Annotated in this window: 25 protein-coding genes; 8 read left to right on the forward strand and 17 right to left on the reverse strand. The window is 76.3% G+C overall.

All coding sequences use genetic code 11. The features are described from left to right. Positions 1 to 17: 17 nt before the first annotated feature. From ACRYM2_RS10615 to ACRYM2_RS10625, 3 genes are read right to left on the reverse strand one after another with little or no spacing between them, the layout of a single operon-like run. On the reverse strand, positions 18 to 935 hold the full coding sequence (locus tag ACRYM2_RS10615; protein ID WP_432522134.1) for a carbohydrate ABC transporter permease: 918 nt from the start codon (positions 933 to 935) through the stop codon (positions 18 to 20). Beyond that, the gene (locus tag ACRYM2_RS10620; RefSeq protein WP_432522136.1) at positions 932 to 1,795 is read right to left on the reverse strand and encodes a carbohydrate ABC transporter permease; all 864 of its coding nucleotides are present in this window, start codon (positions 1,793 to 1,795) and stop codon (positions 932 to 934) included. Before ACRYM2_RS10620 ends, ACRYM2_RS10615 begins: the two co-directional genes overlap by 4 nt. Positions 1,796 to 1,804: 9 nt before the next feature. Continuing rightward, positions 1,805 to 3,124 (reverse strand): ABC transporter substrate-binding protein, encoded by a 1,320-nt coding sequence (locus ACRYM2_RS10625; protein WP_432522138.1) that lies wholly within the window; start codon positions 3,122 to 3,124, stop codon positions 1,805 to 1,807. Positions 3,125 to 3,388: 264 nt separating this feature from the next. On the opposite strand from ACRYM2_RS10625, the gene ACRYM2_RS10630 reads away from it, so the two are divergent. Both ACRYM2_RS10630 and ACRYM2_RS10635 read left to right on the forward strand, forming a co-directional pair. Further along, positions 3,389 to 5,605, forward strand: coding sequence for an EAL domain-containing protein (locus ACRYM2_RS10630; RefSeq protein WP_432522140.1), 2,217 nt, complete (start codon positions 3,389 to 3,391; stop codon positions 5,603 to 5,605). Between the two features lie 9 nt (positions 5,606 to 5,614). Beyond that, the gene (locus ACRYM2_RS10635) at positions 5,615 to 5,815 is read left to right on the forward strand and encodes a hypothetical protein (RefSeq protein WP_432522142.1); all 201 of its coding nucleotides are present in this window, start codon (positions 5,615 to 5,617) and stop codon (positions 5,813 to 5,815) included. A 61-nt stretch (positions 5,816 to 5,876) separates the two neighbouring features. Here ACRYM2_RS10635 and ACRYM2_RS10640 read toward each other — a convergent pair whose 3' ends face one another. Continuing rightward, positions 5,877 to 6,581, reverse strand: coding sequence for an LrgB family protein (locus ACRYM2_RS10640; protein ID WP_432522144.1), 705 nt, complete (start codon positions 6,579 to 6,581; stop codon positions 5,877 to 5,879). Next, positions 6,578 to 7,009: a CidA/LrgA family protein gene (locus ACRYM2_RS10645; protein WP_432522146.1), complete on the reverse strand. Its 432-nt coding sequence runs from the start codon at positions 7,007 to 7,009 to the stop codon at positions 6,578 to 6,580. The genes ACRYM2_RS10640 and ACRYM2_RS10645 overlap by 4 nt, the downstream gene beginning before the upstream one ends. A gap of 115 nt (positions 7,010 to 7,124) precedes the next feature. Here ACRYM2_RS10645 and ACRYM2_RS10650 point away from each other — a divergent pair, with 115 nt between their 5' ends. After that, a complete protein-coding gene (locus ACRYM2_RS10650; protein ID WP_432522148.1) occupies positions 7,125 to 7,433 on the forward strand; it encodes a hypothetical protein in 309 nt (102 codons plus the stop codon). Between the two features lie 12 nt (positions 7,434 to 7,445). Here the strand turns inward: ACRYM2_RS10650 and ACRYM2_RS10655 are convergent, their stop codons facing one another. The 6 genes from ACRYM2_RS10655 to ACRYM2_RS10680 all read right to left on the reverse strand — a co-directional run bounded on the left by ACRYM2_RS10655 (position 7,446) and on the right by ACRYM2_RS10680 (position 13,435). Further along, positions 7,446 to 8,672 carry a beta-ketoacyl-[acyl-carrier-protein] synthase family protein gene (locus ACRYM2_RS10655; protein WP_432522150.1) on the reverse strand — a complete coding sequence of 409 codons (1,227 nt, stop codon included), beginning with the start codon at positions 8,670 to 8,672 and terminating at the stop codon, positions 7,446 to 7,448. Between the two features lie 91 nt (positions 8,673 to 8,763). Continuing rightward, a complete protein-coding gene (locus ACRYM2_RS10660) occupies positions 8,764 to 9,231 on the reverse strand; it encodes a winged helix-turn-helix transcriptional regulator (RefSeq protein WP_432522152.1) in 468 nt (155 codons plus the stop codon). Positions 9,232 to 9,379: 148 nt separating this feature from the next. Next, a complete protein-coding gene (locus tag ACRYM2_RS10665; RefSeq protein ID WP_432522154.1) occupies positions 9,380 to 9,547 on the reverse strand; it encodes a hypothetical protein in 168 nt (55 codons plus the stop codon). A gap of 101 nt (positions 9,548 to 9,648) precedes the next feature. Beyond that, positions 9,649 to 10,536 (reverse strand): phosphoribosylaminoimidazolesuccinocarboxamide synthase, encoded by an 888-nt coding sequence (locus ACRYM2_RS10670; RefSeq protein WP_432522156.1) that lies wholly within the window; start codon positions 10,534 to 10,536, stop codon positions 9,649 to 9,651. Beyond that, positions 10,533 to 11,801 carry a phosphoribosylamine--glycine ligase gene (gene purD, locus ACRYM2_RS10675; protein WP_432522158.1) on the reverse strand — a complete coding sequence of 423 codons (1,269 nt, stop codon included), beginning with the start codon at positions 11,799 to 11,801 and terminating at the stop codon, positions 10,533 to 10,535. Before purD ends, ACRYM2_RS10670 begins: the two co-directional genes overlap by 4 nt. Before the next feature lie 11 nt (positions 11,802 to 11,812). After that, the gene (locus tag ACRYM2_RS10680) at positions 11,813 to 13,435 is read right to left on the reverse strand and encodes a gluconokinase (RefSeq protein ID WP_432522160.1); all 1,623 of its coding nucleotides are present in this window, start codon (positions 13,433 to 13,435) and stop codon (positions 11,813 to 11,815) included. Between the two features lie 79 nt (positions 13,436 to 13,514). On the opposite strand from ACRYM2_RS10680, the gene ACRYM2_RS10685 reads away from it, so the two are divergent. Beyond that, positions 13,515 to 14,606 carry an FUSC family protein gene (locus ACRYM2_RS10685; RefSeq protein ID WP_432522161.1) on the forward strand — a complete coding sequence of 364 codons (1,092 nt, stop codon included), beginning with the start codon at positions 13,515 to 13,517 and terminating at the stop codon, positions 14,604 to 14,606. Between the two features lie 9 nt (positions 14,607 to 14,615). On the opposite strand, the gene ACRYM2_RS10690 is transcribed toward ACRYM2_RS10685, so the two are convergent. Further along, positions 14,616 to 15,461: a GNAT family N-acetyltransferase gene (locus tag ACRYM2_RS10690; RefSeq protein WP_432522163.1), complete on the reverse strand. Its 846-nt coding sequence runs from the start codon at positions 15,459 to 15,461 to the stop codon at positions 14,616 to 14,618. A 95-nt stretch (positions 15,462 to 15,556) separates the two neighbouring features. Between ACRYM2_RS10690 and ppk2 the strand changes: the two genes are divergently transcribed. Together ppk2 and ACRYM2_RS10700 are read left to right on the forward strand one after the other, a co-directional pair. After that, positions 15,557 to 16,576, forward strand: a complete 1,020-nt coding sequence (gene ppk2 / locus ACRYM2_RS10695; RefSeq protein WP_432522165.1) for a polyphosphate kinase 2 — start codon at positions 15,557 to 15,559, stop codon at positions 16,574 to 16,576. Between the two features lie 74 nt (positions 16,577 to 16,650). Beyond that, a complete protein-coding gene (locus ACRYM2_RS10700) occupies positions 16,651 to 17,454 on the forward strand; it encodes a class I SAM-dependent methyltransferase (protein ID WP_432522167.1) in 804 nt (267 codons plus the stop codon). A 59-nt stretch (positions 17,455 to 17,513) separates the two neighbouring features. Here ACRYM2_RS10700 and ACRYM2_RS10705 read toward each other — a convergent pair whose 3' ends face one another. Next, positions 17,514 to 17,933 carry a DUF4440 domain-containing protein gene (locus tag ACRYM2_RS10705; RefSeq protein ID WP_432522169.1) on the reverse strand — a complete coding sequence of 140 codons (420 nt, stop codon included), beginning with the start codon at positions 17,931 to 17,933 and terminating at the stop codon, positions 17,514 to 17,516. Positions 17,934 to 17,956: 23 nt separating this feature from the next. Beyond that, entirely contained in the window at positions 17,957 to 18,583 is a 627-nt protein-coding gene (locus ACRYM2_RS10710) for an ATP-dependent DNA ligase (RefSeq protein ID WP_432522202.1), read from the reverse strand. A 145-nt stretch (positions 18,584 to 18,728) separates the two neighbouring features. Here ACRYM2_RS10710 and ACRYM2_RS10715 point away from each other — a divergent pair, with 145 nt between their 5' ends. Further along, positions 18,729 to 19,748 carry a siderophore-interacting protein gene (locus tag ACRYM2_RS10715; protein WP_432522171.1) on the forward strand — a complete coding sequence of 340 codons (1,020 nt, stop codon included), beginning with the start codon at positions 18,729 to 18,731 and terminating at the stop codon, positions 19,746 to 19,748. A gap of 80 nt (positions 19,749 to 19,828) precedes the next feature. Continuing rightward, the gene (locus ACRYM2_RS10720; protein ID WP_432522204.1) at positions 19,829 to 20,614 is read left to right on the forward strand and encodes a siderophore-interacting protein; all 786 of its coding nucleotides are present in this window, start codon (positions 19,829 to 19,831) and stop codon (positions 20,612 to 20,614) included. A gap of 71 nt (positions 20,615 to 20,685) precedes the next feature. Here the strand turns inward: ACRYM2_RS10720 and ACRYM2_RS10725 are convergent, their stop codons facing one another. Genes ACRYM2_RS10725 through ACRYM2_RS10735 form a run of 3 tightly spaced genes read right to left on the reverse strand, consistent with a single transcriptional unit; the run spans position 20,686 to position 23,412 of the window. Next, positions 20,686 to 21,447: an amino acid ABC transporter ATP-binding protein gene (locus tag ACRYM2_RS10725; protein WP_432522205.1), complete on the reverse strand. Its 762-nt coding sequence runs from the start codon at positions 21,445 to 21,447 to the stop codon at positions 20,686 to 20,688. A gap of 17 nt (positions 21,448 to 21,464) precedes the next feature. Then, complete coding sequence (locus tag ACRYM2_RS10730) at positions 21,465 to 22,469, reverse strand: amino acid ABC transporter permease (RefSeq protein ID WP_432522172.1); 1,005 nt, start codon at positions 22,467 to 22,469, stop codon at positions 21,465 to 21,467. A gap of 1 nt (position 22,470) precedes the next feature. Continuing rightward, the gene (locus ACRYM2_RS10735; RefSeq protein ID WP_432522174.1) at positions 22,471 to 23,412 is read right to left on the reverse strand and encodes an ABC transporter substrate-binding protein; all 942 of its coding nucleotides are present in this window, start codon (positions 23,410 to 23,412) and stop codon (positions 22,471 to 22,473) included. Between the last annotated feature and the right edge of the window lie 8 nt (positions 23,413 to 23,420).

Raw genomic sequence — 23,420 nt, forward strand, 5'->3', positions numbered from 1 at the left:
CCCGAGTGCGGGTGGTGTCAGGCCTTGACCCCGCCCGCGCCGAGCCCGGCCACGAGGTAGCGGCGGGCGGCGACCGCGATGAGCGCGATGGGCAGGACCAGCGCGATGCTGGCCGCGGCCAGCAGCTGGTAGGTCGAGGTCTCGTCGGCCCCGCGCTGGGCGGCGATGAACACCGGGATCGTCACCGCGTCGTTCTGCGTGAGGGTCAGCGCGATGAGGTACTCCTGGAAGGCGACCAGGAACGTGAACACGCCGGCCGTCACCAGACCCGGGCCCATCACCGGCACGATGACGCGGCGGAACGCGCCCAGGCGGCTGCAGCCGTCGACCATGGCCGCCTCGTCGAGCTCGACGGGGATGTCGCGGAAGAAGCCGACGAGCAGCAGCAGCGTGAACGGCATGTTGACCGCCACGAACGCGGCCACCAGGGCGATGCGGGTGTCGTACAACCCCACCGAGCGGGCGGCCTCGTACAGCGGCAGCACGACGGCGAAGCGCGGGACGGTGCGCAGCACGACCGCCAGCACGAGCAGGACGGGGCCGATGAGCCCGGCGTAGCGGGCGAACGCGTACGCCGCGGGGGCGCCGACGACGAGCATGACGAGGACCGCGGCGACCGCGACGAGCAGGGTGTTGAGCAGGATCTCCGCGAAGCGGGTGGCGCGCCACAGCTCGGTGAAGGCGTCGAACTGCGGGGTGAACGACCACGTCGGGGGGTTCGTGAACGCCGCGTAGAACGGCTTGACGGCCGTCAGCCCCGCCCACAGGAACGGGGTGAGCATCCCCAGCACGACGACCGCGACGACCAGCGTCGCGGCGAGCGTGCCCAGGCGCTCGCGGCGGCGGGCGGCCGCGCGGGCCCGCGCGTTCGCGCCGCCGTCGTCGGGGGTGCTCAGGCGCGGGCCGGTGCCGGTGGAGGACCTGGTGCTGCTCACAGGGCGCGCGCCCCCTTCCACGTCGAGCGCAGGAACGGCACGAGCAGCACCAGGGTGACGACCATCGTCAGCACGTTGACGGCGCTGCCCATCCCGAGCCGGAAGCTGTCGCCCAGGGCCACCTGGTACACGTACGTCATGAGCGACTCGGTGCCCAGCTGCTCGGCGGCGGGCGTCATGATGCGGATCGAGTCGAACACCTTCAGCCCGTCCATGACGGAGATGAGCAGCACGAAGGTGAACACCGGCGCCAGGGCCGGCACGACGAGGTAGCGCTGCTTCTGCCACCAGTTCGCACCGTCCAGGCTCGCGGCCTCCATCGGCTCGGCCGGCAGGGTCTGCAGCCCCGCCAGCAGCACCAGCACGACGAACGGCACCTCGTGCCACAGGGCGTGCAGCACGACGAGCAGGCGGGCCGGCCAGGTGTCCACCAGCCAGTTCACCTGCAGGCCGACCAGGCCGAGGACCTGGTTGACCACTCCTCCGAAGACGTCGTTGAACAGCCACGAGAAGTCGAGGGCGCCGACGACGGAGGGCACGATGTACGAGGCCAGCAGCAGGCCCAGCAGCACCGTGCGCCCGCGACGGACCCGCGCCAGCAGCAGCGCCAGCGCGTACCCGGCGGCCACCTTCAGGGCGGTGGCCACCAGGGCGTACCCGACGGTGAACGCGGCCGCGCCGCGGAAGCGCGCGCTGGCGAGCAGCTCGGAGTAGTTCGACAGGCCCGTGAACGTCCCCGGCTGCCCGACCGGCACGTTCTGGAAGCTCCACACCACGGTGGTCACCAGCGGCACCAGCAGCAGCCCGGCCATGAGGACCACGGCCGGGCCGGACAGCAGCAGGAAGTCCTTGCGGCGCACGTGCGCGCCTCAGTACCCGGCGGCGGCGATGGCCGCGACCGCGGCGGCCTGCGCGGCGGCCGCACCCTCCTGGGGGGTGGTCTCGCCGGCGACGGCCGCACCGATCGGGGCGCCGAGCGCGGTGTAGACGTCGGCCATGTACGGCACCTGCGGCAGCGGTTCGGCGTCCGGCAGCGTGGCCAGCGCGGCGTCCTTGACGGGCAGCTCCGCGGACTCGGCGATCTCGGTGCGCGCGGGGATCGTGGCGTTCGCGGCGGCCTTCGCGGCGCCCTCACCGGTGCCGATGCAGGCCAGCTGGAACAGCAGCTCCGGGTCGACCGAGGAGTTCGCCGCGATGGAGAACCCGTCCACGGACAGGTAGGTCATCGGCAGCCCGCCGGGTTCCACCGACGGCGGCACGGCGAAGGCGATCTGGTCGGCGAACTTGCTCTTGTCGGGGTCGGTGAGGTCGGCGACCCGCCCGGACATGAGCATGCCGAGCGCGGCCTGGCCGGTCTGCAGCTGGGTGATGACCTCGGGCGAGGAGAAGCTCATGACGGACTCGCTCATCACCGGGCGCAGCGAGGCCAGGGCGGTGATGGCCTTCACCGCCAGGTCGGTGTCCAGCGTCGGCACCGCCTGCCCGTCCTCGAACAGCGAACCGCCCAGGGAGTGCAGCGCCTGGTTGAACTGGCTGGCGATGTCGCCGGAGGGGTTGAACGGGATGGCCAGCGGGGCCTCCACCTCGGTCTGGTCCTTGATCGCCTGCGCGGTCTCGATGAGCTCGGCGAACGTCGTCGGCACCTCGCGGCCGACCTGCTCCAGCAGGTCCTTGCGGTACACCAGGACGGCGACGCCCCAGAACGTCGGCAGCGTGTACTGCTTGCCCTCGTAGGCGACGGCCTCCAGCAGCGCCGGGTCGATGCCGTCGAGGGCGTAGCGCTCGCTGTTGGCCTCGATCATGTCGTCCAGCTGCACCACCCAGCCGCGGTCGGCGTACAGCGGGCGGATGCTGCCGTAGGTCTCGACGATGTCGTAGCTGGCCGTGGGGCCGGAGAAGCTCTGCACGGCGCGCTGGTGCTGGCCGGCGAGGTCGGTCGGCGGCAGCTTGACCGTGAGGTTGCCGGTGCTGCAGCCGTCGGACATGGCCTTGGCGAACGGGTCGGTCGCGGTGCTCGCGTAGGAGAGCAGGTTGACCGTCGTGGCCGCGTCGGGGGCGTCGACGTCGCAGCCGCCGGCGGCGGCCTCGCCGGAGACCTCCGAACCGGCACCGCAGGCGGACAGGGCGCCGAGCGAGCCGGCGGCGGCGAGGGCGAGCAGGACGGAACGGCGAGCGGCGTTGCGGGTCACGGGGACCTCCGGGGGGACAGGCGCAGATCGTCGTCGTTTGCGCGGTGGGCGCACCCTCGAGGTGCTGGTCGGGGAGGACGGTCGGTGTTCGGCCGGTCGGACGGGCAGCAGGCGACGCACGAGCAGCCGGCGGGGTTCTCCACCGGCGGGTCGAGCTGACGATCGAGCCGACCGTACCGGGCGGGTGCTGCGCGTGCCCGACGAGGGCCCGGCGACGCGCGGGGCCCCCTCAAGCGGTGCTCCCCGACAGCCGATGGACAGCGCGTGAGCCACCCCGTCCCCTCCGCACCGCCCGAGGTCCCGGGGCCCGTCGCGGACTTCTCCACGGCCGCCGGGGCGACGCTGCGCCAGCTGCACGCGCGGCTGGGGATGGACATGTGGGCGGTCTCGCGCCGCGACGGCGAGGACTACGTCGTCCTGCAGGCGATCGACGCCACCTGCGTCGGGGTCCGCGCCGGCGACGTCCTGCCCTGGTCGGACACCTTCTGCGCGGCGACGGTCGCCGGCCGCGCGCCCCGCTTCGCCCTCGAGGTCGACGAGGTGCCCGGCTGGGCGCACGCCAGGGCCGCGACCGGCCTGCCCTTCCGCTCCTACCTGACCGTCCCGATGACCGCACCCGACGGCGCCGTGCTCGGCACCGTCTGCGCCGGCTCGCGCACCCGCGTCGGCGAGCGGGTGGAGCAGCACGTCGCGGAGGTCGAGCTGGCCGCCGGGCTGCTGGGCACCGTCCTGGCCTACGAGCTGCGCCTGGAGCAGGAGGCCCGCCGCGCCGAGCACGCCGAGTCGACCGCCGGCCGCGACGCGCTCACCGAGCTGGGCAACCGGCGGGCCTGGGACCTCGCGCTGGCCGCCGAGGAGGCGCGGGCGCGGCGCCTGGGCTCCACGGCCTCGGTCGTCGTGGTCGACCTCGACGGGCTCAAGCAGGTCAACGACTCCCTCGGCCACGCGGCCGGCGACGCCCTCATCCTGCGGGCGGCCGACGCGCTGCGCCGGCTGCGGCCGGAGGACTTCGCGGCCCGCACCGGCGGCGACGAGTTCGCCCTGCTGCTGCCGGGCGCCGACGCGGCCGCCGCCGCCCGGGTGGTGGAGCGGGTGCGCGCGGACCTGGCGACCGCCGGCGTCGGCGCGTCCGTGGGAGCGGCGACGCGGCGGGCCGGGGCGGGGCTGGTGGCCGCCTGGCAGGAGGCCGACGCGGCCATGTACGCCGACAAGGCCGCTCGCGCCGGGCGCCGGGAGCGCACCCGCGCGGGCACCGCGCGCCCGCAGGTGCACCCGGCCCTGTTCACCACCGACCCCGAGCACGGTTCCACCGCCGCGCAGATCGTCCGGCTGCTCGACGTCGCGCGCCGCCAGCTGGGCATGGACGCGGCCGCCGTCGGGCAGTTCGACGGCGACACGTGGGCGGTGCGGCACCTGGCGGCCGGACCGGGCGTGCCGGCGCTGACGGGGTTCCGCTGGGAGCGGGCCGGGACCTTCTGCGAGCGCGTGCTCGACGGGCGGCTGGAACCGGTCGTGCCCGACGCCCTGGCGCACCCGGTGACCGCCGACCTGCCGCTGCGCGCCGAGCTCGGCGTCGGCGCCTACGTCGGGGTCCCGCTGCGCCGCCGCGACGGCAGCCTCTACGGGACCCTGTGCGCGCTGTCGCGCACGCCGCAGCCGGCGGCCGGTCCCCGCGACGCCGGTGTCCTGGAGATCGTCGCCGAGGCGCTGGAGGAGCTGCTGACCCGCGAGGAGCAGCGGGCCGAGGACCGCCACGGCGTGCTGGCGCGCCTGGACCTGCTGCGCCGCGACGGCGGCCCGCGGCCGGTGTACCAGCCGGTCGTGGAGCTGGGCTCCCTGCGCACGGCGGGCACCGAGGCGCTGACGCGCTTCCCCACCGGCACGCCCGACGAGTGGTTCGCCGACGCCAGGCGCATCGGCGCCGGCGAGGAGCTGGAGCTCGCGGCGCTGCGCGCCGCGCTGGGGCAGCGGCCCGCGGGCCCGGGGTTCCTGTCCCTGAACGTCAGCCCCGCCGTGGCCGCCTCGCCGGGCCTGGCGCGCGCGCTGGAGGGCCGGCGCCTGGACGACCTCGTGCTGGAGGTCACCGAGCACGAGCGCGTCGAGGACTACCCGGCGCTGCTGCGCCACCTGGCCCCGCTGCGCGCCGCGGGGCTGCGCATCGCCGTCGACGACGCGGGTGCCGGGTTCGCCAGCATGCGCCACGTCCTGGCCCTGGCACCGGAGTTCATCAAGCTGGACATGAGCCTGATCCGCGACGTGCACCGCGACCCCACCCGGCGCGCCCTGGCGGCCGCCCTCACCACGTTCGCGCACCAGACGGGCGCGGACGTGGTGGCCGAGGGCATCGAGACCGCCGCCGAGCTGCGCTGCCTGCAGGAGCTGGGGGTCTCGCACGGGCAGGGCTACCACCTGGGCCGGCCCCGGCCCTCGGGCACCGCTCCCGGCACGGCTCCGGGTGCGCCCGGCGGGAACGCTGCCTAGCGTCGGAGCATGAGCAGCGAACACGACGAACCGACCCTGGACGACGTGATCGACCCGCAGATCGCCGCCCCCCGCGACCGCCAGGAGCACGCGAAGATGCCCGCCCGGCCCAGCGACGACGAGCTCGGGCACCGCGTCGAGCGCGAGCGCGAGGAGGTCGGGCTGGGCGGCGGCTCCGACGACGACGGGGTGCCGCCCGCCACGGACTGACGCGCACGGACCGACGCGCACGGGGCCGGCGGGTGCGGACGCCCGCCGGCCCCGGCGCGGCTCAGGCGAACGCCCGCGCCACGAGCGGCAGCACCGCCGTCATCGCCAGCGCGTTGAGCACCATCGCCGCGCTCGACCAGCCCCCCGCCACCGGCGACTCGGCCAGCGCCCGCGAGGTGCCGATGCCGTGGGAGACCACCCCGACCGCGAAGCCGCGCGCCCGCGGGTCCACCACACCCGCCCGGTCCAGCAACCACGGGCCCACCGTCGCCCCCAGGATCCCGGAGACCAGCGTCAGCACCACCGCCAGCGTCGCGTTCGCCCCGATCGCCTGCGCCACCGTCAGCGCCACCGGCGTGGTCACCGAGCGCGGCAGCGCGGTGCGCACCAGCTCACCGGGCACCCCGAACGCCACCAGCGCCCCGACCGTCACCGCCACGCTGACGGTCCCGGTGAGCACCAGCGTGCCCAGCACCGCCGCGCGGTCGGCCAGCAGCGCGCGGCCCGAGCCCAGCAGCGGCAGCGCCAGCGCCACCGTCGCCGGCCCCAGCAGCAGGGTCAGCACCGACACCGAGGCCAGGTACTCCCCGTAGGGGATGCCCAGCAGCTGCAGCGCCGCGGCCACCAGGACCATCGCCACCAGCACCGGCGCCAGCAGCGCGGGCCGCCCCAGCCGGCGGTGCAGCTCCCCGGCGGCCAGGTAGGCGCCCAGCGTCAGCGCCAGCCCGAACCCCGGGGCGTGCACCACCCCCTCCAGCGCGCTCACCGCCGCGCTCCCCCCTCCCGCTCCCGGCGGCGCAGCGCCCGCTGCAGCACCAGCCCGGCCACGAGCAGCCCCGCGGCGAAGGAGCCGACCACCGCCAGCGCCAGCGGTCCCGCCGAGCGCGCCAGGACCGGCAGCTGGGTCAGCGCCCCGACGCCGGGCGGCACGAACAGCAGCTGCAGGTGCCGCAGCAGGGGCGCCGCGGCCGGTTCGGCGCGCGCGGCGACCCCCGGGAAGCGCGCGCCGACGGCGAGCAGCGCGACCAGCCCCACGACGGCGCCCGGCACGGGCAGCCCGAGCGCGTCGACGAGCAGCGTGCCCAGCAGCTGCAGGCCCAGCAGCAGCGCGAGCGCGGCCAGCACGGCGGGCACGTGCGGGGCCCAGCCCCGCGACGGCGCCGGGCCGGGACCGGGTGGGGGCGCGTCGGGCACGCCCCCACCCTGCCAGCCCACCCGTCCCCCCTGGTGGTGGTCCTCCTCCAGGTGCACCTGGAGCCAGCGCGCAGCGCTGGAGGAAGATCACCGGCGGAAGGGTCAGGATGGGGCGGTGAGCGGTGCGTCGCGGTGGTCCTGGCAGAGCGTCCGCAGCGCGTTCTCGGCGCTGTCGATCGCCTCGGGCGGCTCGTTCCTGTCGATCGGCTCGGTCGGCTCGGTGCTGTCGATCGGCAGCGTCGGCTCGACCCTGTCGATCGGCTCGGTGGGCTCGTGCCTGTCGGTGGGCTCGGTCGGCTCGTGCCTGTCGGTGGGCGCGGTCGGCGCCGTCCTGCGGGTGGGCAGGGGCGCCGCGACGCGGGCGGCGGCGGTGGTGGGGCCGGTGGAGCCGGTGGAGCCGGTGGCGGCCGGCACCGGGCCCTGACCCGCGGGCGCGTCAGGGGACCGGCGCCACCACCAGGCAGCCGTTGTGGCCGCCGAAGCCGAAGCTGTTGGACAGGACCGGTCCCGGCGCCCACGGGGTGGGCTCGGTGACGACGTCGATGTCCATGCCCTCGTCCAGGTGCTCGTGGCCGGCGGTGGGCGGGAGGAGGGCGTGCCGGATGCTGAGCGCGACGGCGACGGCCTCGACCGCCCCGGCGGCGCCGAAGGCGTGACCGGTGACGCCCTTGACGCTGGTGACCGGCACGCGGGCGGGGCCGAGCAGGGTCCGCAGCGCCTCGGCCTCGGCGGCGTCGTTGAGCACGGTGGAGGTGCCGTGGGCGTTGACGTGCCCCAGCTCCTGCGGTGCCACACCGGCGTCGTGCAGGGCGCGGCGCATGCACTCCAGCGCCCCCGCCCCGTGCGGCGCGGGGGCCGTCAGGTGGTGGGCGTCCGAGGTGGAGGCCGCACCGGCGATCGTGGCCCACGGCTCCGCCCCGCGCTCCAGGGCCGCCTCCAGCGGCTCGAGGACGAGGACCGCGGCCGCCTCGGCGGCGGCCAGCCCGTCGCGACGGGCGTCGAAGGGCCGCGTGGTGCCGCTCGGGCTGAGCGCGCGCATGTTGGCGAAGCCGGCGAGGCAGGTCGGCGTCAGGCTCACGTCCGCGCCGCCGGCCAGGACGACGTCGCAGGTGCCCGAGGCGACCAGGCGGGCACCGGCGGCGATGCCGTCGGCGCCGGCGGCGCAGGCGGTGGTCACGGTGGTGGCCGGTCCGCGCGCGCCGTAGCGCATGCTCAGCGCCGCGGCCGGGGCGTTGGGCATGGACATCGGCACCGTGAACGGCGAGACCAGCCGGGCGCCGCGCTCGCCGAGCACGACCGTCTGCGCCTCCAGCGTGCTGACCCCGCCGATGCCGGTGCCCAGCGCCACCCCCGCGCGCGCGGGGTCGACACCGGCGAGCACGCACGCCTCGGGCGTGCTGGGCGCGGCGTCGGGGTGGGCCAGCAGCCCGGCGTCGCGCAGCGCCTCGTCGGCTGCGGCGACCGCCAGCTGCGCGGAGCGGTCCAGGGTGCGCTGCTGCTTGCGGCTGAGCCAGCGCGCCGGGTCGAAGCCGTCGACGCGGCGCACCGGCGTGGTCGGGGCGGGGGCCATCAGGCCCGCCCAGAACGCGGGGACGCCGGTGCCGGCGGGGTTGAGGACACCCAGGCCGGTGACGGCCACGACACGGTTGAGGGGAGCGCGCACGGCTGCACCCTACCGATGTCAGTTGGAAATCCGAACGGACCCTCTGCGGGCACAGCGCCGGCCCCGACGGGGGCCGCACCGCGGCGGGGGCTCAGGCCGACTCGGCGGTGCGCACCAGCTCCAGCTGGCCGCTGACCACAGGACGCGCGCAGCCGGCGCACGTGGTCTGCGGCAGCAGCTCGCACCCGCAGTCGTGGCGCCACACGACCGGCACGGGCCCGGAGCCGGCCAGGTGCTCGTCGCCCCAGCGCATCAGCGACATGAGCACGGGCAGCAGGTCCCGGCCGGCGTCGGTCAGCTGGTACTCCCAGCGCGGCGGCCGCTGCGAGTAGGCCACCTTCACCAGGACGCCGGCCTCGACGAGCGTGCGCAGGCGCGTGGTCAGCACGTCGCGCGGCGCCCCGGTGTTGGCCACGATCTGCTCGAAGCGGCGGACCCCGTAGAACACCTCGCGCACCACCAGCAGCGACCACTTCTGGCCCAGCAGCTCCAGCGCACGGGCGATCGAGCAGGTGCGGGGACGCCCGGGGTTGGAGACGGGCGGCTGCGACTGGCTCATGCGGTCAGGCTAGGCCAGGCGCCGGCGCGCCGCCGCGACGCGCGAGAACGCCTGCAGCGCAACGGGTCCGCACCGCCGGCACGGCAGGCACCGGCAGGCACCGGCAGGCACCGGCAGGCACCGGCTACCCGGCTACCCGGCTACCCGGCTACCCGCAGCGGTTCAGCACCTGCGCGGCCTCCTGCTCGCGGTCGGCCAGCTCCAGCAGGAACGCCGCCGCCTGGCAGCGCCAGCCGAGCACCCCGCGCGGGGTGGCGCGGCGGGCCGCGCCCAGGCAGGCCAGGGCAGCGACGACGAGGACGACGGAGGCGCTCACCGCGCTCACCGCTCCGCCGTCCACCCCGCAGGGGTCGGCACCGGGCGCCGCCGGCTGAGCGCCGCCGGCGGGCGACCACCCGCACGGCGGCACCGCGGGCCTCAGGCGGTGAAGGTGGAGCCCGTCAGCCGCTCGTAGGCCTCGACGTAGCGGGCGCGGGTGCGCTCGACGACCTCCGCGGGCAGCGCCGGGGGCTCGGCGCCGCCGGTGCGGTCCCAGCCGGAGGCCGGGGAGGTCAGCCAGTCGCGCACGAACTGCTTGTCGAAGCTGGGCTGGGGGCGGCCCGGCTCCCACGACTCCGCCGGCCAGAAGCGCGAGGAGTCCGGGGTGAGGACCTCGTCGCCCAGGACGGTGCGCCCGTCGGCGGTGCCGAACTCCAGCTTGGTGTCGGCCAGCACGATGCCGCGCTCGCGGGCCACGCCCTCGGCGCGGCGGTAGACGGCCAGGGTCAGCTCGCGCAGCTGCGCGGCGGCGTCGGCGCCGACGGTGGCGGCGACGTGCTCGAAGGTCACGTTCTCGTCGTGCTCGCCGAGCGCGGCCTTCGTGGCGGGGGTGAACACCGGTTCGGCCAGCCGGGAGCCGTCCACCAGGCCCGGTGGCAGCTCGATGCCGCACACCGTGGAGGTCTGCCGGTACTCCGCCAGGCCGGAGCCGGTGAGGTAGCCGCGGGCGACGCACTCGACGGGGAACATCTCCAGCTCGCGGCAGACCATCGCCCGGCCGGCCACGGCCGCGGGGACGTCGGTGGAGAGCACGTGGTGCGGGACGATGTCGGCGAGCTGGTCGAACCACCACAGCGACAGCGCGGTGAGGACCTTGCCCTTGTCGGGGATCTCGCTGGCCAGCACGTGGTCGTAGGCGGAGATCCGGTCGCTGGCGACGACGAGGACGGTCCCCTCCCTCGTGCCGTCGGCGGGCCGGTACAGGTCGCGGACCTTGCCGGAGTAGACGTGCCGCCAGCCGGGCAGCTGCTGCGGGGCGGCGCTCACGCCAGGACCCCCGCCGCGGCGCGCTCGGCGATGTCGCGGCGGAAGTGCCCGCCCTCCAGGCCGATCCGCTCCAGCGCGTCGTAGGCGACCTCGCGCGCGGCGGCGAGGTCGGCGCCGGTGCCGACGACCGAGAGCACCCGGCCGCCGGAGCTGACGATGCCCGTGGCGTCGGGGGCGGGGGCCGTGCCGGCGTGCAGGACCGCCGCGCCCGCGACGGCCTCCGCCTCCTCCAGGCCGTGCAGGACCCCGCCGGTGCGGGGCTGCTGCGGGTAACCGGGGGCGGCGAGCACGACGGTGACGGCCGCGTCCTCGCGCCAGCGCAGCGGCGGCTGCGCGGCCAGGGCGCCGCGCGCGCAGGCGTCCAGGACCACGCCCAGCGGGGTCGCGAGGCGGGCCAGCACGACCTGCGTCTCCGGGTCGCCGAAGCGGGCGTTGAACTCGATGACCCGCAGGCCCCGGGAGGTCAGCGCCAGACCGCAGTACAGGACGCCGGCGAACGGGGTGCCGCGGCGGGCCATCTCGGCCACGACGGGCCGGGCGACGCGCTCGACGACCTGCTCGGCGAGGTCGGCCGGGGCCCACGGCAGCGGCGAGTAGGCGCCCATCCCGCCGGTGTTGGGGCCCTCGTCGTGCTCGAGGGCGCGCTTGAAGTCCTGCGCGGGGGCCAGCGCGATCACGGACTCGCCGTCGGTGAGGCAGAAGACGCTGACCTCGGGGCCGTCGAGGAACTCCTCGACGACGACGGGGCCGTGGGCCAGGCAGGCGCGCGCGTGGGCGAGCGCCTGCTCGCGGTCGGAGGTGACGACGACGCCCTTGCCGGCGGCCAGGCCGTCGTCCTTGACCACGTGCGGGGCGCCGAAGGCGTCGAGGGCGGCGGCGACCTCCTCCTCGCTGGTGCACAGGTGCGCCATCGCCGTCGGCACGGCGGCGGAGGCCATCACCTCCTTGGCGAAGGCCTTGGACCCCTCCAGCCGGGCGGCCTGCGCCGACGGGCCGAAGCAGGCGATCCCCGCCGCGCGCACGGCGTCGGCGACCCCGGCCACCAGCGGCGCCTCCGGGCCGACGACGACGAGGTCGACGCCGAGGCGGACCGCGAGCGCGGCGACGGCCGCGGGGTCGGCGGCCTCGACGGGCTCGACGGGGGCGACCAGGGCGATGCCGGCGTTGCCCGGGGCGGCCACGACGCGGTCGACGCCGGGGTCGTCGAGCAGCGCGCGGACGAGGGCGTGCTCACGGGCACCGGAACCGATGACGAGGACCTCCACGGGCAGGGAGCCTAGTGGGCCCGCGCCTCCTCCCCGGCGAGCTCGCGCAGCGCCCGGAACGTCGGGGCGAGCGCGTCCGCCAGCGCGGCGTGCACCGGCCGCAGCCGGGCGTAGACGGCCGCGGCGGCGGGATCGGGGTCGAGGACCTCGCCGACGACCGCGGCGCCGCCGCCGGTGAGGTCCTCGACCATGCCCAGGGCGTGCTGGCCGAGCAGGGCCGCGCCGTAGCTGGAGCCCTCCTGGCCGCCGGCCATGTAGGAGACCGGGCGGCCCAGCACGTCGGCGAGCAGCTGGCGCCACACGGCGCTGCGGGCGAAGCCGCCGGTGGCGCGGACCTCCCCGACGGCGTGCCCGGCCGCGGTCACCGAGTCGGCCACCAGCGCCAGCTGCTGGCAGACGCCCTCGACGGCGGCGCGCACCAGGTGGGCCCGGGTGTGCCGGCGCTGCAGGCCCACCCAGCTGCCGCGGCTGACCGCGCTCCACTGCGGGGCCCGCTCGGAGAGCAGGTGCGGCAGCATCAGCAGCCCCTCCGAGCCCGGCGGGACCGAGGCGGCCAGGTCCAGCAGCGGCTCCTCGGGGACGTCGCCGAGCTCGTCGGCCACGGACGCCAGGTCCGGGACGAGGGTCTCGGTCAGCCAGCGCAGCACGACACCGCCGTTGGTGACGGCACCGCCGACCGTCCACAGCTCGTCGGTGAGCGCGTAGCAGAAGGTGCGCCCGTCGAGGTCGGTGCCGGGCCGGTCGACGGCCACGCGCAGCGCCCCGCTGGTGCCGATGGACAGGGCCGCCACCCCCGGGCGCACGGCGCCGACGCCCAGGTTGGCCAGCGGGCCGTCACCGCCGCCGGCGACGACGACGGTGCCGCGCCCCAGCCCGGTGGCCGCGGCGCTGGCCGCCGACAGCCGCAGCCGCGCGTGCTCGACGCCGACGGGGACCGGCAGCTGCGCCGGGTGCACCCCGGCCAGCTCCAGGGCCTCGGGGTCCCAGTCGAGGTCGGTGAGGGAGAACAGCCCGGTGCCGGAGGCGGTGGAGCGGTCGACGACCCACTCCCCCGTCCAGCGGTGCAGCAGCAGGTCCTTCACCTGCACCCAGCGGGCCGTGCGGGCGAACAGCTCCGGCTCGTGGGCGCGCAGGTGCGCGAGCTTGACCAGCGGGGACATCGGGTGCACGGGCGTGCCGGTGCGCGCGTGCAGCCGCCGGCCGAGCTCGGTGGGCCGCAGCCGCTCGGCGAGGTCGGTGCTGCGGGTGTCGGCCCAGGTGATGAGGCCGGTGAGCGGCTGCCCGTCCGCGTCGACGCCGATGAGGGAGTGCATCGCCGAGCTGAAGGAGACCGCGACGACGGCGCAGCCGGCGGCGCGGGCGCGGGCGGCGGCGTCGGCGGTGGCGCGGGTGGCCGCCTCGACGACCTCCAGGGCGTCCAGCTCGACGTGGCCGGCGCCGCCCTCGCGCAGCGCGTAGCCGGCGCCGGCGGTGGCGCGCGCGCTCCCGGCGGCGTCGAAGGCGACGACCTTGGTGCTCGTGGTGCCCAGGTCGACGCCGAGGACGACGGGGACAGCACCCGCGGCGCTCGCCGGACCGGGCGGGGCGGCGGCGCGCGGCCGCTCGCCGGGGAGGTGCGCCTCAGCAGGTTCCACGTCGGCAGAGTCTGGCCGACGCGGGGGCGGGCGCGCTGCCCTGGGCGCGCCGGGCGCGGGCGGCTGCGAGGATCGGGGGGTGGCCCGCACGATCCCCTTCGCCGTCAGCGCCCGACGGCGGGCCCGCACCGGCTGGCAGCGCTGGCAGGGCTCGTGGTGGCAGATCCTGCAGTGCGCCCTCGGCGCCGGGACCGCCTGGCTGCTGGCGCAGGAGCTGTGGGACCAGCCCTACCCCGTCTTCGCGTGCGTGGCGGTCGTCATCTGCCTGGGGGTGCAGAACAACCAGCGGCTGCGCCGGGTCGGCGAGCTGGGCATCGGCGTCACCATCGGCGTGCTGCTGGGCACCCTCATCGCCCACTTCATCGGGCGCGGCCCGCTGCAGATCGTCTTCATCGTCGCCGCCGCGATGTTCATCGCGCGCTTCCTGGACTCGGGGATCCTGCTGGTCAACCAGGCGGCGCTGCAGGCGACGTTCATCATCGCCTTCCCCCCGCAGCCCGGCAGCACCGGTTCGGCGCGCTGGCTGGACGCCATGACGGGGGTGGTCGTCGCGCTCGCCATCGCCGCGCTGCTGCCGCCGGACCCGCGCCGCGAGGTGCGCGGGCGCGGGCGCGCCTACGCCGGGCAGGTCGCCGACCTGCTGGAGGACACCGCCGAGGCGATCCGCGCCCGCGACGTGGAGGCCGCCGACGCGGTGCTGGCCCGCGCGCGGGCCACCCAGGCCGAGCTGGAGGGGTGGGCGCAGGCGGTCACCGCCGGCCAGGAGGTGCACCGGCTGTCCCCGCTGCGCCGCCGCCAGCGCAGCGAGATCGTGCAGCAGAAGAAGCTGCAGGCGGGGATGGACCGCGCCACCCGCAACCTGCGGGTGGCGGTGCGCCGGGTCAGCACCGCCCTGCACCACGACGAGCAGCTGCCGCCGGCGCTGGCGGGGGCGCTGGAGTCCCTGGCGGCCGCCGTGCGCGCCGTCGGCGAGCCGCCCTACCCGGGGGAGAGCACGCCGCCGTCGGTGGCCGGGCTGCAGGAGCTGGCGGTGACGCTGGGGCCGCGCACGCTCGGCGCGGAGTCGCTGTCGGCGACCGTGGTCGTCGCGCAGCTGCGCTCGGCGGTGGTGGACCTGCTGCAGGCCCAGGGCGTCGGCGCCGACGAGGCGCACCGCCTGCTGCCCCGCTGAGGCGAGCGCTCAGCGGAGGGGTTCCAGCGGCACGTCGTAGTAGTCCTCGGTGAGCACCTGCCGGAAGCCCAGGGAGGTGTAGAGGCCGAGGGCGTGGTCGTTGTCGACCTCGACCTCCAGGCGCACGCCGCGGCTGCCGCCCGCCAGCAGCTCCCGGCACACCCGGCCCAGCACGTCGCGGCCGATCCCCCGCCCCCGGGAGGCGGGGGTGACGGCGAAGCCCCAGACGCCGCCGACACCGCCGTCGACGTCCACGCGCAGCGTCCCGACGGGCTGCCCGTCGTGCTCGACGACGCGGGTGCCGCCCTCGGCGACGCTGTCGGCCAGCGCGACGGGCTCGACGCCGAACGCCTCCCGCAGCAGCCGCTCCACCAGCGCCACGTCGGCGGCGGCCGCCGGGCGCACGTTCGTGCGCGGGTCCTCGGCCGACACCGGCGGCCCGTCCAGCAGCATCGCGTGCTCGGAGTGGTGCAGCCGGGCGCCCCGGCGCTCGGCGAGGTGGCGCCCGGCGGAGGAGCCGCGCGGCACGATGAGCAGCACCTGCCCGGCACCGCGCTGCCGGCACACGTCCACGGCCGCCCCCAGCAGCGCCGAGCCGATGCCGCGCCGGCGGGCCGCGGGGTCGACCACCCCGGCGACCTCCACGCCGGGGCCGCCGTGCACGTCCAGGCTGGCGTAGCCGACGACGCGGCCGGCCTCGGTCCACAGCAGGTCGTTCACCCCGTCGTGCCGGCGCGCGCGCAGGTCCGACCAGGCGATCTTCAGGCGGCCGCCGTCGACGGCCACGGCCCGCCGCTCCAGGTCGGCGACGGCGCGCAGGGCGTCGGGGGGCAGCTGGCGGTGGAGGGTGAGCACGCACGTAGTGCACCCCCCGGCGCCGGGCGGGTCAACGCGGTTCCCGCAGCGCGCCGGCGGGTGTGGGACGGGCGGCGGCGGGGAAGGAGCAGAGGATGAGCGACGAGGTCGAAGCACGCGGTCCGGTCGAGGCCGGCGAGCCCGCGCGGACGCTGCCCCACGACGACGACGTCGCGGACGTGCGCGACGCCGACGGCCGGGAGGTGCCGGTGCTGCTGGACCACCTGGGCGAGGGGGCCGAGGAGACCTGGCGGGAGGACTACCCGTACGCCACGAAGATGACCCGCAAGGAGTACGAGCAGCTCAAGCGGGGGCTGCAGGTGGAGCTGCTGAAGATGCAGAACTGGGTGAAGCGCTCCGAGCAGAAGGTCGTGCTGATCTTCGAGGGGCGCGACGCGGCGGGCAAGGGCGGCACCATCAAGCGCTTCACCGAGAACCTCAACCCCCGCGGCGCCCGGGTCGTCGCCCTGGAGAAGCCCAGCGACCGCGAGCGGACCCAGTGGTACTTCCAGCGCTACGTGGCGCACCTGCCCAGCGGCGGCGAGATCGTGCTGTTCGACCGCTCCTGGTACAACCGCGCCGGCGTCGAGCGCGTCATGGGCTTCGCCAGCCCCGTGGAGTACCTGGAGTTCATGCGCCAGGTGCCGCAGCTGGAGCAGATGTGGGTGCGCAGCGGCATCCACCTGGTGAAGATGTGGTTCTCCGTCTCCCGGGCCGAGCAGCGCACCCGGTTCGCGCTGCGGGCCAGCGACCCGGTGCGGCGCTGGAAGCTGTCGCCGATGGACCTGGAGAGCCTGGACCGCTGGGACGACTACACCGAGGCCAAGGAGGCGATGTTCTTCTACACCGACACCGCCGACGCGCCCTGGACGACGATCCGCAGCAACGACAAGAAGCGCGCCCGCATCGAGGCCATGCGGCACGTGCTCTCGCTGCTGCCCTACGACGACAAGGACCCCGACGTCGTCGGGACGCCGGACCCGCTCATCGTCGGGGTGGGCCCGACCTCGCGCTGGCGCGAGCAGGGCGAGGACCTCGGCCACGTCTTCCCCTCGCTGCGCGAGGAGCCGCGCGAGCGGCCACCCGCGGAACCCGCGGAACCCGCCGAGGGCTGAGGTTCCCGCCCGCACCGGCCGGCGCGGGCGGGGAACCCCTGGACCCCGGCCCGCCCGGCGGGCACCGTGGGGCCGTGGAGACCGAGATCAGCCGCTACTACGAGCGCGGCCGCGAGCAGGACCGGCTGAGCGCCGGCGCGGGGCGCCTGGAGGCCTGGCGCACCACCGAGCTGCTGCACCGCTGGCTGCCCGCCCCGCCCTCCACGGTCCTCGACGTCGGCGGTGCCGCCGGGGTCCACGCGCTGCCGCTGGCCGCGCGCGGGCACGTCGTCCACCTGCTCGACCCGGTGGCGCTGCACGTGGAGCAGGCGCGGGCGGCCGGCGCTGCCTCGGCGCACCCGCTGGCCTCCGCCGGGCCCGGGGACGCGCGGGACCTGCCGTTCGCCGACGGCAGCGCCGACGCCGTGCTGCTGCTGGGGCCGCTGTACCACCTGCCCGAGCGCGAGGACCGCCTGCGGGCGCTGCGCGAGGCGCACCGGGTGCTGCGTCCCGGCGGGGTGGTCGTCGCCGCCGCGGTCTCCCGCTGGGCCTCCGCGGTCGACGCCGTCACCCGCGGCTGGATCGCCGACGCCGAGTTCGCCGCGATCGTCGACGAGGACCTCGCCACCGGGCGGCACCGCAACGACGGCGAGCGCGAGCGCTGGTTCACCACCGCCTTCTTCCACCGGCCCGAGGAGCTCGCCGCCGAGCTGGCGCAGGCCGGGTTCGCCGTGGACGGGCCGGTGGCCGTCGAGGGCCTGGCCGGGCTGGCCCCGGCGGAACTGCTCGACGACGCGGTGGGCCGGAAGCGGCTGCTGGAGCTGGTCCGGCGCACCGAGCGCGAACCCGCGCTGCTGGGGGTGGGCGGTCACCTGCTGGCGGCCGGGACCGCGCGCTGAGACCGGTCCCGCGCGGGACCCGCGGCGAGCCCGCGCGCCGGTCCCGCGGTGCTCCCGCCTCAGCCGGCGCCGACGCGCCGGACGACGTCCTCGTGGTTGTGCAGCATCAGCCACCGCCCACCGCGGCGGCGCCAGGCGCTGGTGTTGCGCACGTGCTCGACGGCGCCGTCGGTGGTGCGCACGAGCAGCCGGTGCCGCAGCAGCGCCACGTCCCCCTCGACGTCCAGCAGCGGGTCGAGCGCCTCGACCGCGACCACCGCGACCGCGCCGGGGGCCGGTCCCGGCCGCGCGGCGCGCAGCGCGGCCAGCCCGGCGCGACCGCGCACGAGGGGTTCGGCCTCGGAGTCCCACAACGTCACCTCCGGGTCCATCCCGGCGTCGCCGGCGGTGGTGTCGCCGGACAGGAAGCCCGCGTAGACGGCGTGCACCACCGCCCAGATCTCGGCGAGGTCGGGCTGGGCGGGGTCGTCGGTGCGCACCCGCGGACGCTACCCGGCCCCGCTCACGCGCCCGCCCCGCCGCCGGCCGGGCCGCGGGGGTGGGCGTGCTCGACCCAGTCGGGGCTGCGCCGGCCGGGCTGGTAGGCGGAGGCGCGGCGCTTGGCGACCACGCCCGGCAGGCCCTGCTCCAGCGTGCCGACCAGCAGCGCCGCGGCGTCGGGGTAGACCGGGGAGACCTGCCAGGCCCGGCCCGAGGGCAGCAGGCGGTCCAGCGACTCGCGCCGCTGCTGCCAGGGCCGGTCGAGCAGCTCGACGCCGTACAGGCGCAGGACGTCGACGGCGACGAGGGTGACCGGGGCGCAGCGGGCGGCCCGCGCGGCGGCGTCGGCGGCGGCGCGGGTGCCGGCGGCGGCGCCGGTCGCGTGCAGGCGCCCGGCGAGCGCGGCGGCGGAGGGGACGCCGCCCTCCAGGGCGACGAGCTCCGCGTCCAGCAGGACGTCGGGGTGGGCCCCGGCGAGCGCCGCGAGCTCGGGGAAGGCGGCGCCGAGGTCGCGGCCGGTGCACGAGCGCAGCACGAGCTCGCCCTCGTGGACGTCGGCGAGCACCCGCACGCCGTCCCACTTGACCTCGTAGGCCCAGGCGTCGGCGTCGGTGGGCACGTCGGCCGCCGCCGCGGGCGTCGCGAGCATCGGCAGCACCCGACCACTCTGCGTCGCCGCGCGCGCGGCGGCCAGCGGGGCGGCGGGACGACCGGCGGGACGACCGGCGGGGTGACGCGGTCTCGACCACCCCCCGTCCATTGGTTAGGCTGGCCTCACCGACGAGAGGTGGGACATGTCCACGGGCACGATCACGGACAGCGGCACGGCCACCGCCGCGCCGCCGGACGGCGAGGGTTCCGAGGTGCAGCTGCAGCGGGCCGCGTACGCGCTGCACCGGGTGCGCGTCGCCGCGACGCAGCGCCTGGGCGCCAGCTTCGCGCGCATCACGCTGACCTCCCCCGAGCTGGGCTCCTTCGGCGTCGGCGGCCACGACCAGCGCTTCAAGGTCCTGCTGCTCAAGCAGCCCTGGGAGGCCTACGACCCCCCGGCGGGCGACTGGTACTCCTGGTGGCGCGAGCTGCCCGGGGACGTCCGCCCCGTCATGCGCACCTACACCGTGCGCGCCTTCCGGCCCGCCACGCCGGACCGCTGCGCCGAGATGGACGTCGACTTCGTCCTGCACGGCGTCGAGGACGGGCACGCCGGCCCGGCCTCGGCGTGGGCGGCCGCCGCCCGCCCCGGTGACGAGCTCGTCGTGGTGGGGCCCAGCACCCCGGGCACCGGCCGGATGTGGGGCGTGGAGTGGGCACCGCCCGCCGAGGCCCGCACGCTGCTGCTGGCCGGTGACGAGACCGCCGTCCCGGCCGTCTCGGCGATCCTGGAGCAGCTGCCCGCCGGGGTGCGGGCGACGGCGCTGCTGGAGGTCCCGCACGCCGGGGACCTGCTCGACCTGTCCTCGCCCGCCGACCTCACCGTCGAGTGGCTGCCGCGGCGCGGCGGCGTGCCCGGCGCGCTGCTGCAGGCGCGCGTGCACGAGGTCGCCTCCGCGCTCGTGGAGCAGGCGCAGCTGCCCTCCTCGCCCCTCGACCTGGACGAGGTCGACCTCGACGACGTCGACCTGGACACCGGGATCCTCTGGGAGGTCCCCGAGCACCCCGTCGCCACCGGGCCGGCGTGCCTGTACGCGTGGCTGGCCGGCGAGGCCGGTGTCGTCAAGGCGCTGCGCCGCCACCTGGTGCGCGACGTCGGCGTGCCGCGCACGTCCGTGGCGTTCATGGGCTACTGGCGCGAGGGTCGCGCCGAGATCGACTGACGGAGGCTCCAGCAGTGCGAAACCCCTTCCGGCGCGAGGCCCCCGCTCCCGGCGGCCGGCGCCAGCGGCGCGCGGTCGTCCTGCGCACCGAGCGGCTGGCGCCGCACATGGTCCGCGTCGTCCTCGGCGGCGACGACCTGGCCGACTTCGCCGTCGAGCACGCCGACTCCTACGTGAAGCTCGTCTTCCCCGTGCCCGGCGTCGACTACGGCGACGAGTTCGACGTCCGGGTGGTCCGCGACACCCGCCCGCGCGAGGAGTGGCCGCTGCAGCGGACCTACACGGTGCGCTCCGCGGCCGGCGGCGAGGTGACGATCGACTTCGTCGCCCACGGCGACGAGGGGGTCGCCGGTCCCTGGGCGGCCTCCGCACAGCCCGGCGACGCGGTGTGGGTCCTGGGGCCCGGCGGCGCGTACTCCCCCTCCCCCGACGCCGACTGGCACCTGCTCGTCGGCGACGCCAGCGCGCTGCCGGCGATCTGCGCCTCCCTGGAGCACCTGCCCGCGGGGGCGCGGGCCGTGGCGGTCGTGGAGGTGGCCGACGCCGCCGAGGAGCTGCCCGTCACCTGCCCCGGCGAGCTGGCGCTGCACTGGGTGCACCGCACCGAGCCGGACCCCGAGGCGCTCGTGGCGTTCCTGCGCGGCCTCGACCTGCCCGCGGGCGTGCCGCACGCGTTCGTGCACGGCGAGGCGGACAGCGTGCGCGCCGTGCGCCGCTGGGTGCGCGCCGACCTCGGCGTGCCGCGCGAGCTGCTGTCCGCCTCCGGCTACTGGCGGCGCGGGCGCACCGAGGAGGGGTGGCGCTCGGAGAAGGCGGGCTGGAACGCCGCCACCGAGGCCGACGACGCGGTCGTCGCCCCCGCCTGAGCCCCCGTCCGGCGCACCGGGACGCCCGACCGCGGTCGCCGCCGCGGTCGGGCGTCCCGTCGTGGAGCGCGTCAGGCGGTCCTGGCGACGTGGCGCAGGAAGGCGCGGGTCCGCTCGTGGCGGGGGTCGTCGAAGACGGCCGCCGGCGGGCCCTGCTCGACGATGACCCCGCCGTCCATGACGACCACGCGGTCGGCGACCTCGCGGGCGAAGGCCATCTCGTGGGTGACCACGACCATCGTCATCCCCTCGCGGGCGAGGTCGCGCATGACGGCAAGCACCTCGCCGACCAGTTCGGGGTCCAGCGCGCTCGTCGGCTCGTCGAAGAGCATGAGGCGCGGGCGCATCGCCAGGGCCCGGGCGATGGCCACCCGTTGCTGCTGCCCTCCGGACAGCTGACCGGGGTACTGGCGGGCCTTGCCCTCCAGACCCACGCGGCGCAGCAGGTCGATCGCCCGCTCCTCCGCCTGGGCGCGGGGTTCCCGCTTGACCAGCACGGGCGCCTCGACGACGTTCTGCAGCACCGTGCGGTGCGGGAACAGGTTGAACTGCTGGAACACCATCGCCATGCCTGCGCGCTGCCGGGCGATCTCCTTGGCGGACAGCTCCACGAGCCGTCCCCGGTGCTCGCGGTGCCCGACGATCTCACCGGCCACGCTGATGCGACCGGCGGTGATGGTCTCCAGGTGGTTGATGCAGCGCAGGAACGTCGTCTTGCCGGATCCGGAGGAACCCAGCAGGCAGACGACCTCCCCCGCGTGCACGTCGAGGTCGAGACCGCGCAGCACCGGTGCGGAACCGTAGGACTTCCACACGTCGCGGGCGACCACCATGGGTCCGTGGACGTCGGTCACCGGGCACCTCCGGTCGGGCTGGGAGCGGTCGTGTCGGCGACCGCCGGGACGGGTGCCGCGTGGACGCGGAAGACCCGCTGGGCGAACGCGCTCCAGGGGCCAGCGTCCGAGGACGGTCCCCGCACCGCGTAGACGCGTTCGATGCGCACCTGCACGAGGGTGAGCAGCGAGGTCACCGCGAGGTACCACAAGCTCGCGACGATGAGCAGCGGGACGATCTGGTAGGTACGGGCGTAGATGATCTGCGCGCTGTAGAGCAGTTCGGGCATCGCCAGGACGCTGACGACGGACGTCGTCTTCAACATCCCGATGGTCTCGTTGCCCACCGGCGGGATGATGACGCGCATCGCCTGCGGGAGAACCACCCGGCGCATCGTCATCGCCCGGCTCATCCCGAACGACGCGGCGGCGTCGAGCTGGCCGTGCGGCACCGACAGGATGCCGGCTCGCACGATCTCCGCGGTGTAGGCGGCCTGGTTCAGCCCCAGTCCGAGCAGCGCCGCGGTGTACGGCGAGATGACCGAGTTCGTCGCCAACGCCCCCACCTGCCAGGAGGTCCCGGGGATCCCGAAGGACAACGTCGGGTACAGGCTGGAGAGGTTGTACCAGAAGATCAGCTGCACCAGCAGCGGAGTTCCACGGAAGAACCACACGTACAGGCTCGCCGCGCCGCTGACCGCGAGGTTGTCGGCACCGCGCATGACCGCCAGCAGCGTCCCCAGCACGACGCCGACGAGCATCGACAGCACCGTCAGCTGCAGCGTCCGGCCGAGGCCGGCGAGGATCTGGGTGGAGAAGAGGTTTTCCGCGACGACACCCCACTCGAAGTTCGGGTTCACCACGAGTGCCGCGACGAGCAGCGCGGCGAAGACGAGGGTCAGCGCGCCGGCCAGCCAGTTCCACGGCCGCGGCCGGCGGCGGACCCGCAGCGCGGCGGGCGGGGCACCGCGCTCCACCCCGACGGGACCGGTGGCGCCCGCGTGCACAGCGGGATTGCTCACCTCACTCCGCCTTCCCGTTCGTCGCGGGGTTCACGAACGCCTCCTCGACGGCGCTGTCCGGCAGTCCCCACTTCTCCAGCAGCTCCGCGTACGTCCCCGTCTGGATGAGGTGGTTCACCGCGTCGGCGACAGGTTGCGCGAGGCCACCGCCCTTGGGCATGAACACCCCTTCGAGGCCGGCGCGGTAGATCGGGCCGGTGGTCATGAGCTTCCCGCCGCTCCGGTCCGCCTGGTAGGCGGACGTCGGGGTGTCCAGCAGTGCGGCGTCGGCACGGCCGCTGCTGAGCGCGAGGTTCACGGCGCTGGCGTCCGGGTAGGAGTTGACGGTGACGGGCGCCTGCCCGCCCGCTTCGCACTTCGCGCTCTGCTCGGTGAGGTCCTCGACCGGCAGCGACCCCTTGATGGCGGCTCCGGTGAGCCCGCACAGGTCGTCGAGGGAGCCGATCCGCTCGCGGTCCTGGGAACGGACGAGCAGCGTCTCCCCGGAGCGGTCGACGCTGACGAAGTCCACGACGGCCTCCCGCTCCAGGGTGGGGGCGGCGGAGGAGGCGACCATGTCGTAGCGGCCGTTCTGCACCCCCGGCAGCAGGGTGTCGAACCCCGCGTTGACGAATTCGACGTCGAGGCCGAGGACCTCGCCGATGGCGTGGCTGAGGTCGACGTCGAAACCCCGGAAGGTCTTGCCGTCGGCGTCGAGGAACTCCTTGGGCGCCATCGTCGCGTCGGTGCCCACGGTGAGGCTGCCCGCGTCGCGCAGCTCGGCGGGGACGGTGGCGGCGATGGCGTCGACGCGCTCGGGCAGCGTGTCCACGCCCTCCAGCGCGGCGGAACCCGTGGCGGCGGCGGCCTGGTCCTGCTCCGAGGCCCCTCCGCAGGCGCTGAGGGTTCCCACGAGGGCGAGGGCCGACACGCCGACGGCGAGCGGGCGGCGGAACTGCTTCATGGATCGTT

Source organism: Kineococcus aridisoli (assembly GCF_050871885.1).
Taxonomy (GTDB): Bacteria; Actinomycetota; Actinomycetes; order Actinomycetales; family Kineococcaceae; genus Kineococcus.

Bases quoted from the DNA above. Each gene is read 5' to 3' on its own strand.
- ACRYM2_RS10635 (WP_432522142.1), top strand. From the start codon at position 5,615: ATGAGCAGCGAACACGACGAACCGACCCTGGACGACGTGATCGACCCG.
- ACRYM2_RS10660 (WP_432522152.1), bottom strand. From the start codon at position 9,231: ATGAGCCAGTCGCAGCCGCCCGTCTCCAACCCCGGGCGTCCCCGCACC.
- ppk2 (WP_432522165.1), top strand. From the start codon at position 15,557: ATGAGCGACGAGGTCGAAGCACGCGGTCCGGTCGAGGCCGGCGAGCCC.
- ACRYM2_RS10710 (WP_432522202.1), bottom strand. From the start codon at position 18,583: ATGCTCGCGACGCCCGCGGCGGCGGCCGACGTGCCCACCGACGCCGAC.
- ACRYM2_RS10715 (WP_432522171.1), top strand. From the start codon at position 18,729: ATGTCCACGGGCACGATCACGGACAGCGGCACGGCCACCGCCGCGCCG.
- ACRYM2_RS10725 (WP_432522205.1), bottom strand. From the start codon at position 21,447: ATGGTGGTCGCCCGCGACGTGTGGAAGTCCTACGGTTCCGCACCGGTG.
- ACRYM2_RS10735 (WP_432522174.1), bottom strand. From the start codon at position 23,412: ATGAAGCAGTTCCGCCGCCCGCTCGCCGTCGGCGTGTCGGCCCTCGCC.